Origin of the sequence: Paenibacillus oceani, assembly GCF_014705615.1 — a bacterium.
GTDB classification, from domain to species: Bacteria; Bacillota; Bacilli; order Paenibacillales; family NBRC-103111; genus Paenibacillus_AB; species Paenibacillus_AB oceani.
In genome coordinates this window covers 108,628-120,848 of the sequence record NZ_JACXJA010000022.1, presented here as the reverse complement: position 1 = coordinate 120,848, position 12,221 = coordinate 108,628, and the positions used below count along the sequence as shown (strand labels likewise).

The 12,221-nt window shown below is 55.1% G+C and carries 10 protein-coding genes; 4 read left to right on the top strand and 6 right to left on the bottom strand.

Annotation, left to right across the window (positions count from 1 at the left end):
- Positions 1–130 precede the first annotated feature (130 nt).
- The gene (locus tag IDH45_RS17575; protein WP_190929428.1) at positions 131–916 is read left to right on the top strand and encodes a helix-turn-helix domain-containing protein; all 786 of its coding nucleotides are present in this window, start codon (positions 131–133) and stop codon (positions 914–916) included.
- Positions 917–1,657: 741 nt separating this feature from the next.
- Here IDH45_RS17575 and mdh read toward each other — a convergent pair.
- From mdh to citZ, 3 genes are all read right to left on the bottom strand, one after another.
- On the bottom strand, positions 1,658–2,599 hold the full coding sequence (gene mdh / locus IDH45_RS17570; RefSeq protein ID WP_190929427.1) for a malate dehydrogenase: 942 nt from the start codon (positions 2,597–2,599) through the stop codon (positions 1,658–1,660).
- 107 nt (positions 2,600–2,706) lie between these two features.
- The gene (icd, locus tag IDH45_RS17565; protein WP_190929426.1) at positions 2,707–4,005 is read right to left on the bottom strand and encodes an NADP-dependent isocitrate dehydrogenase; all 1,299 of its coding nucleotides are present in this window, start codon (positions 4,003–4,005) and stop codon (positions 2,707–2,709) included.
- 368 nt (positions 4,006–4,373) lie between these two features.
- Positions 4,374–5,486 carry a citrate synthase gene (gene citZ, locus IDH45_RS17560; RefSeq protein ID WP_190929425.1) on the bottom strand — a complete coding sequence of 371 codons (1,113 nt, stop codon included), beginning with the start codon at positions 5,484–5,486 and terminating at the stop codon, positions 4,374–4,376.
- A 546-nt stretch (positions 5,487–6,032) separates the two neighbouring features.
- On the opposite strand from citZ, the gene IDH45_RS17555 reads away from it, so the two are divergent.
- The gene (locus IDH45_RS17555) at positions 6,033–7,562 is read left to right on the top strand and encodes a Ppx/GppA phosphatase family protein (protein ID WP_190929424.1); all 1,530 of its coding nucleotides are present in this window, start codon (positions 6,033–6,035) and stop codon (positions 7,560–7,562) included.
- On the opposite strand, the gene ppk1 is transcribed toward IDH45_RS17555, so the two are convergent.
- From ppk1 to IDH45_RS17540, 3 genes are all read right to left on the bottom strand, one after another.
- Positions 7,531–9,615: a polyphosphate kinase 1 gene (gene ppk1 / locus IDH45_RS17550; RefSeq protein ID WP_190929471.1), complete on the bottom strand. Its 2,085-nt coding sequence runs from the start codon at positions 9,613–9,615 to the stop codon at positions 7,531–7,533. The two genes, IDH45_RS17555 and ppk1, sit on opposite strands and share 32 nt — an antisense overlap.
- 220 nt (positions 9,616–9,835) lie before the next feature.
- Entirely contained in the window at positions 9,836–10,231 is a 396-nt protein-coding gene (locus tag IDH45_RS17545; protein WP_190929423.1) for an FxsA family protein, read from the bottom strand.
- A gap of 2 nt (positions 10,232–10,233) precedes the next feature.
- Positions 10,234–10,740 carry an acyl-CoA thioesterase gene (locus tag IDH45_RS17540; RefSeq protein ID WP_190929422.1) on the bottom strand — a complete coding sequence of 169 codons (507 nt, stop codon included), beginning with the start codon at positions 10,738–10,740 and terminating at the stop codon, positions 10,234–10,236.
- 144 nt (positions 10,741–10,884) lie between these two features.
- Here IDH45_RS17540 and IDH45_RS17535 point away from each other — a divergent pair, with 144 nt between their 5' ends.
- Both IDH45_RS17535 and IDH45_RS17530 read left to right on the top strand, forming a co-directional pair.
- Entirely contained in the window at positions 10,885–11,838 is a 954-nt protein-coding gene (locus IDH45_RS17535) for a helix-turn-helix transcriptional regulator (protein ID WP_190929421.1), read from the top strand.
- A 65-nt stretch (positions 11,839–11,903) separates the two neighbouring features.
- Complete coding sequence (locus IDH45_RS17530; RefSeq protein WP_190929420.1) at positions 11,904–12,161, top strand: zinc ribbon domain-containing protein; 258 nt, start codon at positions 11,904–11,906, stop codon at positions 12,159–12,161.
- The last annotated feature ends 60 nt before the right edge of the window (positions 12,162–12,221 follow it).

Genomic DNA, 12,221 nt, shown 5'->3' with positions numbered 1-12,221 from the left:
AAGCGAAATACACGCAGTTTAGTTATTTCTGACACTTTTTTTGGTCTTGACGCTGGACCTGACGGTTCGTTATGGTAATCTCGAGGGATCGTGAAACGGGCAGCTGCAGCCGCCGAGGGGGGAGTGCAGATTGGGAAGTGCGATGCTGGAAGTGAAAACGTATACATGCGCTGGGCCTCAGCCCGGATTTATCAAAGGCGATGAAACCCATCACAATTATGTATTGATCGGTGCGGAAATGGGGGCGTTCGACTATGGAATCGGGACGTTTCACGGCCGGGCTTCCTTCGGAGACCTCGTGTTTTGCCCTCCCGGCACTGTTTTCAGACGTCAATCGCTCGGGGACATCTCCTTTCACGTCTTCCAATTCACCGCGCTGTCAGGAGCAGATGGAGCCCTCTCCGAGCTTCCTGTTGGGAATGTGTCGATCGGCGACGTTAATCGGCTTTCTTCCACTTACTCCTACTTGCGCAAAAGCTGGGTCGCATACGGCGGCGGCTCCGGAATGATTCATTACGCCAGCCATATGCTGCTGGATTTGCTGTACTTGTGCGAAGAGGAACGAAAGCAGGCGCTCCATCGCAAAAAAACGACTGACCCGCTGATGAAGCAGGCGGCAAGTTATATTCACCGGCAGCTGGCCGGAGAAATCCGCATGCAGCACATCGCCGGGTGTCTCGGCATTAAGCCGTCTGAGCTGACCCGACGATTCCGGCTGGCATACGGCTGTACCCCGGTTGAGTATGCGACGCGGCTTCGTCTGGAGGAAGCGAAACGGCTGCTGCGCGAGACGAACGATACGCTCGAGGCGATCGCCTCCCGCTGCGGATACGAGAACGGCTCTTACTTGTGCAGGGTGTTCCGCGCGAAAGTCGGCATGACGCCTTCCGCGTTCCGGCACGACCATCAAATCTAGTTGGGCTTGCGTACTTATCAAGAACATCTATACGAGAGCTTTTTTGAGGGCGGCCGTTCCTGTACCAGCAGCAGCTTTTCTCCGGTATGCGAACCATGCCCGTTTTGGTTGAAAGATACGAAGAGGTATCGGCTTTGTGTTAGAGTCGTGTTGGGCCGTGTTGGGCCGTGTTGGAGCGGTGTTGGCCCAAGTTGGGGCTAAGTTGGCTCGGAGCTAAAGCGAAGCTGGGGCGAAGTTGGATCAGAAGTTGGTTCGGAGCTGGCTTAGAACTGGCTCAGTAACCAATAGCAGTCTTTTGCACCCTCTATTTTCGGTCTTTTCGATTAATCGAAACAAATAAAAGCGGTTTGCACCCCTTATATCCACCACCTGAACGGATCTGCACCCTTTCAGCCGATTTTAGCCGTCTCAAACCGCTCTTATTTTCCCGTCCAAGCCGGTTTCGGACCAAATAAAGGGTACAAACCACCCCTATTCGCTCCTCCCTGCCCGAAAAGCAGGGGATGCACAAGTCTCCCCCATAAATATGGGGCTGTCTCACACCATTATTTGCTTGATTTTGCTGAGCCTTACTTGGACCCAATTTTCCACAAGAAAAAGGACCTCCGCCTCCACGTTTCTGTGGAAGCTGAGGTCCTTTTGTCGGATGTCGAGGTCCTTTTGTTTGTAAATCCGGACGTTCCCCTGTCAGGCAGGCGGATATTTTTAGAGCAGCCCCTTCCTTCGGGGTCCCGCCAAAAATTAACCGTTCACGATCGCGATTACGCTTCGTACCGATTGCGCGGACTTATCCATCGCCGCTTTCTCTTCGTCGGTCAGCTCGAGCTCGATCACTTTCTCGATGCCGTCGCCGCCGAGAACCGTCTGCACGCCCATGAACAGGTCGTTGTAACCATACTCGCCCTGCAGCAAAGCGATGGCAGGCACAATGCGCTTCTTGTCCTTCAAAATCGCTTCCGTCATCTGGACGAGCGAAGCCGCCGGAGCGTAATACGCGCTGCCGTTGCCGAGCAGGTTGACGATCTCGCCACCTCCTGTGCGCGTCCGCTGTACGATCGCATCGATGCGCTCCTTAGAGATCAGCTTTTCGATCGGAATGCCGCCGACGCTCGAGTAACGGACGAGCGGAACCATATCGTCGCCGTGGCCGCCGAGAACGACGCCGCGGACGTCTTCAACCGACACGTTCAGCTCTTGGGCGATGAACGTGTTGTAACGGGCCGTGTCGAGCACACCGGATTGGCCGATAACGCGGTTTCTCGGGAAGCCGAGCGCCTGGTAAGCGACATATGTCATAGCGTCTACCGGGTTGCTCAAAATGATCACGTAGGAATCCGGGCAATATTTTTTAACGTTTTCGCACACGGATTTGACGATGCCGGCGTTCGTATTCACGAGATCGTCGCGGCTCATGCCCGGCTTGCGGGCTATGCCGGCAGTGATGATCACCACGTCGGAGCCTGCCGTATCCTCATAGTTGGCGGTACCGACGATGTTGCTGTCAAACCCTTGCACCGGGCTCGATTCGAGCATATCCAGCGCTTTGCCTTTGGTCGGATTTTCGAGCTGCGGGATATCGAGCAATACAACGTCGCCAAGTTCTTTTTGTCCGAGCAGGAACGCGGTAGTCGCCCCTGTGAAGCCTGCACCTACAACGGTAATCTTTTTACGCTTGATCGCCATAATAAAGAATCCTCCTTGGTTCGGGTCTTTACAGGATCATTGTAGACAAATTGACGCCATTTAAAGCAAAATAGCGGAATTTAAATTCCGCTATTTTACAACTCGTATTAGTCCATGTTTTTGATAACAAGGTTAGCGAATTCGGAGCATTTAACTTCCGTTGCGCCTTCCATCAGACGTGCGAAGTCATACGTTACCGTTTTGTCGGCGATCGACTTCTCCAGCCCTTTGTAGATCAGGTCAGCCGCTTCCAGCCAGCCCAGATGCTCCAGCATCATAACGCCGGACAGCGTAACCGAACCCGGGTTCACGACGTCGAGACCCGCGTATTTCGGAGCTGTACCGTGAGTAGCTTCGAAGATCGCATGGTGCGTCACATAGTTGATGTTCGCTCCCGGAGCAATCCCGATGCCGCCAACTTGAGCTGCGAGCGCGTCGGACAAGTAGTCGCCGTTCAGGTTCAGCGTCGCGATGACGTCGAAGTCGGTCGGACGAGTCAATACTTGCTGCAGGGCGATGTCGGCAATTGCGTCTTTTACGATGACTTTGCCGGCTGCTTCCGCATCTTTTTGAGCTTTGTTAGCCGCTTCCGCGCCTTGCTCTTCTTTGATGCGGTCATATTGCGCCCAAGTGAATACTTTGTCTCCGTATTCGCGCTCTGCAAGCTCATAGCCCCAGTTTTTAAACGCGCCTTCGGTGAACTTCATGATGTTGCCTTTATGAACAAGCGTAAGGCTCTTGCGGCCATGCTTGATCGTGTATTCGATAGCGGCGCGAACGAGACGCTCCGAACCTTCTTTGGAAACCGGTTTTACGCCGATGCCGGAAGTTTCAGGGAAGCGGATTTTCTTAACGCCCATTTCGTTTTGCAAAAACTCAAGCACTTTCTTCACTTCGGCCGAACCTTCTTGCCACTCGACGCCAGCGTAGATGTCCTCTGTGTTCTCGCGGAAAATAACCATATCGACAAGCTCCGGACGTTTAACCGGGGAAGGCACGCCCTTGAAGTAACGAACAGGACGCAAGCAGACGTACAGGTCGAGCTCTTGACGAAGAGCCACGTTCAGCGAGCGGATGCCGCCGCCTACCGGAGTCGTCAAAGGACCTTTGATCGCTACGATATATTCGCGGATTGCTTCCAGCGTATCGTTAGGCAGCCAGCTGTTGTAGTTGTTGAACGCTTTTTCGCCGGCGAACACTTCGTACCAAGCGATTTTTTTCTCGCCTTTGTAAGCTTTCTCAACAGCTGCGTCGAGAACGCGTTTGGATGCTGCCCAAATGTCCGGCCCCGTGCCGTCGCCTTCGATGAACGGGATGATCGGATTATTAGGGACTACCAGTTTACCGTCAACGATCGACAGTTTCTCGCCTTCGGTCGGCGCTGCGTAATGTTCGAATTGAGCCATGGGAAACCTCCTGAGATAATAGTAGTATATGGGAAAACGCCAGCGTAAGGGCGTTCATGCCCGCAAAAGAACGGGAGTCGCAGACCTGTGCAAATGTGAATCCCTCATATGCACGAGAAAATCACACCCAGTGTGAATCCCTCATTGTGTGAGAGAATCACACCCAGTGTGAATCCCTCATATGCACGAGAAAATCACACCCAATGTGAATCCCTCATTGTGTGAGAGAATCACACCCAGTCCGTAACACCCCGCTCGCGGCAAAATCTGAATCCATCCATGCCGCCGATACCCCAAGTGTACCACACTTGGGGGACAACTACGAATTGGGGAACGGCCTCAAGAGCAGAGGAACACTCCGGATTCGCTTAACGGCTTTCGATCGGAACGTATTTCTGATTGACCGGACCGGTGTACTCGGCGCGCGGACGAATCAGACGATTATTTTCGTATTGCTCCAAAATGTGAGCGGTCCATCCGGATACGCGGCTGATCGCGAAAATCGGCGTAAACAAGTCGCGCGGAATTTCAAGGGACGTGTATACCGATGCGGAATAAAAGTCGACGTTCGGCTTCAACCCTTTTTGACCGGTTACGAGCTCTTCGATTTTGATCGACATGTCGTACCAGTTCATGTTGTTCGTAATTTTGCCGAGCTCACGGGACATCTTCTGCAAATGTTTCGCACGAGGGTCGCCGTTTTTGTAGACACGGTGGCCAAAGCCCATAATCTTCTCTTTGTTCGCCAGCTTGTTGTTGATGTAAGCTTCGACGTCAGAGCTTGTACCAATCTCCTCCAGCATTGCCATAACGGCCTCGTTAGCGCCGCCGTGCAGCGGTCCTTTCAAAGCGCCTATCGCGGAAGTGACGCCGGAATAAATGTCGGACAGCGTAGCTACCGTGACGCGAGCGGCGAACGTCGACGCGTTCAGCTCGTGGTCGGCGTGCAGGACGAGAGCTTTGTCGAGCGCTTCGACTGCAATCGGCTCCGGATCGTTGCCTGTTAGCATGTACAAGAAATTATAGCTCACCGATACTCCCGCTTTCGGGGCGATCGGCTCCTTGCCTTCACGAATACGTGCGAACGCCGCGACGATGGTCGGAAGCTGCGCCTGCAGACGAATCGCTTTGCGCAAATTCGCCGCTGGGCTCATGTCGTTCGCTTCCTCGTCGTAAAGCGCCAATGCGGAAACCGCCGAACGGAGGGCTGCCATTGAATTCGTATTTTTCGGATACAGCTTCAATTGCTGGATAACGGAATCGGCTACCGGCGCGCTAGCGCTCAGATCGGCGTGAAGCTGCTCCAGTTCTGATTTGTTAGGCAGCTTGCCGTACCAAAGCAAATATACGACTTCTTCAAAAGAAGCATGCTCGGCCAAGTCGTCAATATCGATCCCCCGGTACGTGAGTACGCCGTCGATAATCGAGCTGATCGAGGACGTCGTCGCTACGATACCCTCAAGACCTTTGGTTGCTGTCATCTTATTTCGCTCCTTTTCGGTATCGATTTATAGAGGTTGTTCAAAAAGTCCACTTTTGATCACGAAGCAGATACAGGAAGCCTGCTCGACATCGAATATGGAATTCAGCCGGAACTTCCGGTGCTCACGAAAGCTTACACTACGCTCCGCTCCTCATTTCCTAGCTTCATCCCATCTTCTCGGTGCTGAAAATCGGACTTTTTGAACTCGCACTTATAAATATAGGTGATAAAAATCGCGGACATGGAAAACTATCAAGTAATATAATAAATGATTTGGGTCGATAAAGAAACAAAACGGGGATAAAACTTCATTATCGGCGTTATAAACATGTGCTATCTCCGGATTGCTTCACATTCGAACAGGATACATCCTATCACCTGCCGGGCTAGAGTATGGTTCATAATATTTTAATCACACGGCAGTCCATTAAATCATGCCAAGTCCATGATGTGGGTAAAATGTGAGATAAGGTATTCAGCGCAGTCAACTATTTTTTGATAAAATAGTTCTATATCTCGCAACCGGGAGGCGCACACCTATACCATGAGAAGCGAACGCGTAGGCATCATCGATATCGGATCCAACTCGGTCCGCCTCGTCCTGTACGAGCGGGTCGGGGAAGAAGCATACAGAGCGATTGACGAAAGCAAGGAATCGGCGCGTCTCAGCGCTGCCATTCTCCCCGACGGCTCGATCGCGCAAGCAGACATCGAGCGGCTTGCCCGCATTTTGAAAGAATTCCGCATGCTGTGTCACGTCCATGCCGCGGAGACGGTGCGCGCTGTGGCGACAGCCGCGATCCGCAACGCCACCAACGGCCGCCAGGCCGCTGAGCAGCTCCACCTGCTGACCGGTATCCCGATCGAAATCTTGTCCGGCGAAGAGGAAGCCCGTCTCGGATTTATCGGCATGATCAATTCGATTGACGTCAAGGACGGATTTCTGATCGACATCGGCGGCGGCAGCACCGAAATCTCGCTGTTCCGCAACCGGACGCTGATCCGGAGCGTCTCCCTTCCGTTCGGCGCCGTGAACACGGCCAAAACCTATACGGATCAGGGCAATGCCAGCAAGGACGACCTGAAGCGCATCCGTGATATGGTGCTCGCTTCGGTCAAGGATGAGAAATGGCTGTCCGGCCATCCCGACCTGCCGCTGATCGGCTTGGGCGGAACGATTCGTTCCTTGTGTAAAATCGATCAAAAGAAGAAAAAATATGCGTTCACGCAATCCCATATGTACGAGATCGGCAAAGAAGGCATGAATGAACTGTCGGATTGGCTTTCCTCGCTTGACGTGCAGCAGCGGACCAAGGTGGAAGGGCTGTCCGGCGACCGCGCCGACATTATCGTGCCCGGATTGATCATCCTGCATACTTTGTTCTCGCACATCCGGGCCAGCCGCTGCATCGTCAGCGGGGCGGGCCTTCGCGACGGGGTGTTTTACGAGACCGCTTTTCCCGACAAACCGGTCGTAGCGGACGTGCTGGCCGATAGCGTCGGCAACCTGCTCGCTTTGCACCCTGCCGTATTCCGTCCCCATGTCGAGCAGGTCGCCAGGCTGGCTGCCAAACTGTTCGAGGATTTGTCGCTGGAAACCGTCTTCGGCCGCAGAGCGCTGGACCTGCTGCAAACCGCGGCCATGCTGTACCGGATCGGCGTTACGGTTCACTTCTATAACTACAACAAGCATACGTTTTACTTGATGGTCCATTCCCGGCTCGACGGCTTGTCCCACCGGGAGACGGTGCTGTGCGCGCTGATCGCCTCCTACAAGTCCAAAAGCAAGGCGCGCAGCATGATGCTGCCCTACAAAGATCTGCTCGGCGATACCGACGCGGACCTCGTCTACCGGCTCGGCTCGCTGCTCCAGCTTGCGATCTCGCTCGACCGGAGCGAGACCCAGCCGCTTCAGGAGATCCGCGCGAACGTCGTCAAGCAGGACCTGGCTATTAGCTGGACGAGCCGTCATGACCCCGCGATCGAACTCAGGGAAGTGGAGCGCGCCGCCGGCGAATTCAAGAAAGGCTGGGGGCTGCGGATTAGAATGACGCCTGCCACTTTTTCCAGGTGACGATATCTAAAGCTTCGAACTGGCTGCGGAACGGGGTCATCGTCTCATTCGGCTCCCTTTCGTACTGGCCGCTCGACCTCAAGATTCTCGCCTTGACGTTGTCCGACAGGCTGATGTGCAAAATGTGAATCAGCATCTCCTTCAGCCCCGGGTCGAACACCGGGCACATCAGCTCGATGCGGCGCGTCAGATTGCGGGTCATCCAGTCCGCGCTGGACAGCCATACTTGGGGCTCGCCGCCGTTCTCGAAGTAGAAAATCCGCGAATGCTCGAGAAACCGGTCCACGATGCTGCGGACGGTAATCGATTCGCTAAGGCCGGTCACGTTCGGGCGCAGGCAGCAGACGCCCCGGATGATCAGATCGATCGGCACGCCGGCCCGAGACGCGTCGTACAGCTTATCTACCATCTCCTGATGCGACAACGAGTTCATCTTGGCGATAATCCGGGCCGGCTTGCCGGCCGCCGCATGCTCCGCCTCGCGCTCGATCAGCTCGAACAATTTGGACTTCATGTCGGCAGGAGCTACGCCGAACGCCTGCCAGTCGTGGGGAGCCGAATACCCCGTCATTTCGTTGAACAGAACGGAGGCGTCTTCCCCGATAACCGGATGGGACGTGAACAAACCGATGTCCGTATACAGCCGGGCCGTATTATCGTTATAGTTGCCCGTACCGACGTGCACGTACCGGCGCAGCCCTTCCGGCTCCTGCCTGACGACGAGTGTAATCTTGGCATGCGTCTTCAGCCCGACGAGGCCGTATACGACGTGACAGCCCGCCTGCTCCAGCTGTCTGGCCCAGGCGATATTGCGCTCTTCGTCAAAGCGCGCTTTCAGCTCCACGATCACCGTCACCTGCTTGCCGCCCTCGGCGGCCGTGGCGAGCGCTTTTACGATCGACGAATTGCCGCTCACCCGGTACAGCGTCATTTTGATCGCCATCACGTCGGGATCGTTGGCCGCCTGCTCGATAAAGTCGCCTACCGCGTCAAACGATTCGTACGGATGATAGACGAGCACATCCTTATCGCGCAGCACCTCGAAAAAGTCGTCGGTTTCGTCAAATTCTCTGGGGTATACCGGCTCCAGCTTCGGAAAGCGGAGATGCTCGAACCCGGGCAGCGACAGCGACATCTTCATCAAATAGCTGAGGTCGATCGGGCCGTCGATCTCGAACACGTTGTCGCCGATTTCGAACTCTTCTCTCAGCATCTCGAGCGCATACGGATGAAATCCTTTCTGCACTTCCAGCCGGACCGGAGACCCCCAGCGTCTTCGTCTCAGTTCCTTCTCGATCTCCTCGAGCAGATCTTCCGCCCCTTCCTCGTCAAGCGTCAGGTCGGCGTTGCGGGTCAGGCGGAACGGATCGACGGCCACCGGCGTATAACCGGCGAACATCGTATGGATATGCTCCTCCATTAAATCTTCCAGCAGCACAAACTCCTGTTTCACACTGTTGGATCTCGCCGGAACTTTAACATACCGCGGCAAGTTCGACGGGACCTGAACGATGGCGAAGTAAGGCTCCTCCTCCGGTTCGTCACCTTCCCGCTGCAGCGTCACAGCCAGATACAGAGACAAATTGCGGACCAGCGGAAACGGACGGCTCTGGTCGACGGCCATCGGAGTCAGTACCGGGAAGACGTAGTCGTGGAAGTAAACGTCCATCTGTTTTTTCTGATTTACGGTCAAATCCTCATAAGCGGTAAAAATAAGTCCTTCCTTCGTCAGCGCCCTCGTCAGCTCGCGGTGCGTCTTGTACTGCTCCAGCACCATTTTGCCGGTCCGCTTCATAATGCGGCGCAGCAGCCCTTCCGGCGTATAGCCGGTAAAATCCTTTTTCGTATAACCCGCCTTTAACTGATCGGTAATGCCTGCGACCCTTACGCTCATGAATTCGTCCAGATTCGTCGATACGATCGACAAAAATTTAATTCTTTCCAGCAGCGGCGTCGCCGGGTCCTGCGCCTCTTCCAGCACGCGGCGGTTGAATTCGATCCAGCTCAAATCTCGGTTAATATAATGGGAGACGGAATGTTTCAGCTCCTGCATCGGCTTCGCCACTTGGGATTCCTCCGTAACGGAAATAGTTGCTTGTCTTTTATTATCGCCGGAGAATGTTAAGCGGATGTTAAACTTTTGTAAAATGTTCGGGGGTCCGTGTAAAATGTCGAAAACCGGTAAGCCCGATCGTTCGGCAAATCGGACAGCAAAAACCCGTAACGGGGGCCGGGCCGAGGCGGTGTGAAACTCCCGCGTCTCCATCCCCCGCTCAGCGCCGGAAAAAGAAGTAGTTTTGACCGTTAGCGATTTTGTTACGAAGCCAAGCGGAGAGCATATTGCGGAAAAACGGCCGGGTGAACGGAATAAGCAGGATAATCCCGGCAATGTCGGTGAGAAATCCGGGAGAGAGCAGCAGCAGGCCGCCGACCAGCACGCAGACGCCGTCCAGAATTGCATCCCCGGGCATTTGCCCGACCGACATTTGGCGCTGGACCTGAGCCCATACTTTGCTCCCTTCCTTCCTGGCCAAATAAGCGCCGGCGAAACCTGTCAGCAAAATCAGGCCGAACGTCTGCCAGCCGCCGATCCGCTGTCCCACCTCGATTATCGCCCAGATCTCCAGAGCCGGGATGATAATAAATACCAGCAGCAGCACTTTCCCCATCGTTATTCCTCCCCGAGCAGCCGGTACAGCTCCGGCGCTTCTCTGTCGATCCTTACGGGCTTCCAGTCCCGGCTCAGCCATACGTGGCGGGTGGCTCCGGTGACCAGCAGCTCGCCTGCAGGAGCTGGACGGCCATTCCGTTCGGCCGCTTCTTGTTCCCCATCGGAAGACACCGCTCCCCCCTCCTCGAGCCGGCGGATCTGCGATTCGAAATGAACCGTTAAGTGATTGTATGAACGGATTCGGGTATAAATCGCAATCCGGTCGTCATATTTCGCCGGCAGACGGAACTTCGATTCCAGCTCGATCACCGGCAAATAAAGGCCGAGCTCTTCGATCCGGCTATAGGGCAGCCCCCGCTCGCGAATGAGCTCCGTACGGCCAACCTCGAACCATGTGGCGTAATTGGGATGATACACAACCCCCATCCGGTCCGTCTCGCCGTAACGCACCCGGATCTCGTAACCGTGCCACCGTCCCGACTCCTGCTGCTGCTGCTTTTGTGTCATCGTTGTCCCCCGTTCCCTAACCTGATGCTTCTATTGTACTAAACCGCTTCTCTTTCCTCAAACGGTCCGCCCGGTAGACAGCAAACTCGGAGACATGATAAGCTTTGTCCGAATATGCGGCATGATGCGGAAAGGACGACACTTATGCGCCTCGAACGGCTGCTTGCCATTTTGATGCTCATCGTGAACCGGAAACGAATATCCGCAGCGGAACTCGCGGAGAAAATGGAGGTATCGGTCCGGACGATTTACCGCGATATCGAGACGTTATGCCAAGCCGGTTTCCCGCTTGTTTCCTATCAGGGAGTAACCGGCGGCTTCGAGATGATGGACGGATACCGGCTCGAACGCACGGCGCTGACTTTTGACGAGATCTCTTCGGTCCTGACGGCGCTGAAAGGAATGAGCCGGGCGCTGGACGATACCCGGTACGGCGCGACGATTGAGAAGTATACGAGCCTGCTGGGTGATACGGAGAAAGAATCGGTCCGCTTCTGGCAGGACCGGCTCGTGATCGATATGAATCCATGGGGCTCCGATGGCGTTATGAAGCACAAGGTGGCCTTAATTCGCGAGTCGCTGCAGGAGGATCGTACCGTCAAGTTCGGTTACTCTTCGGTTAACGGGGAGCCGACGACCCGGGAAGTCGAGCCGATGACGCTGCTGCTGAAGAGCGCCTCGTGGTACTTGTACGCCTACTGCCCGCTCCGTAACGACTACCGGCTGTTCCGGCTGTCGAGGATGTCCGGTCTGGCCGTTACCGGCAACCGGTTCGAACGGCGGGATCATCCTCCGGCGGAGGAAGCGGACTGGGGGCGGATGTGGGAGATGAACTCGAAGCCGGTCACCCTGAAGCTACGGTTTCCGCCGGATATGCGGACGAGGGTCGAGGAGTTGTTCGGCGTCGAACGGCTGGAGACGGATACAGACGGCTTCCTGCTGGTCACGCAGACGTATCCGGAGGATGAATGGATCTACGGCTTCCTGCTCAGCTTCGGCAGCAAAGTCGAGGTACTGGAGCCCGAGCGGGTCCGGCTTTTAATTCGGGATCGGGCGAAGGAAATGGTGTCGCTATACAGTCCATACCAAAAACCATGACAGACTCTTGTCAGGGTTGCTGAAGTATACTGTATTCATTCTCAATGAAAAGGAGGCAATAAAAGATGGATGCGAAGTTTTGCCAAAGCTGCTCGATGCCGCTTACTACCGCTGAAAGCCTAGGTTCTAACGCCGACGGAAGCGCAAATGAGGAGTACTGCACGTATTGTTATCAGGAAGGGGCTTTCACCGACCCGGACGCTTCCGTCCAATCGATGATTGAGGTGTGCGTACCGCATGTGGTCGCCGGCCAGAAGATGTCCGAGCAGGAAGCCCGGGACATGCTGAACCGGTTCATCCCGAAGCTGAAGAGATGGGCGTGACCGGCAATCCCCGGCTGTCCATCCATTACATCCCGATCAGGGACGAGCTGTGGATTGGAG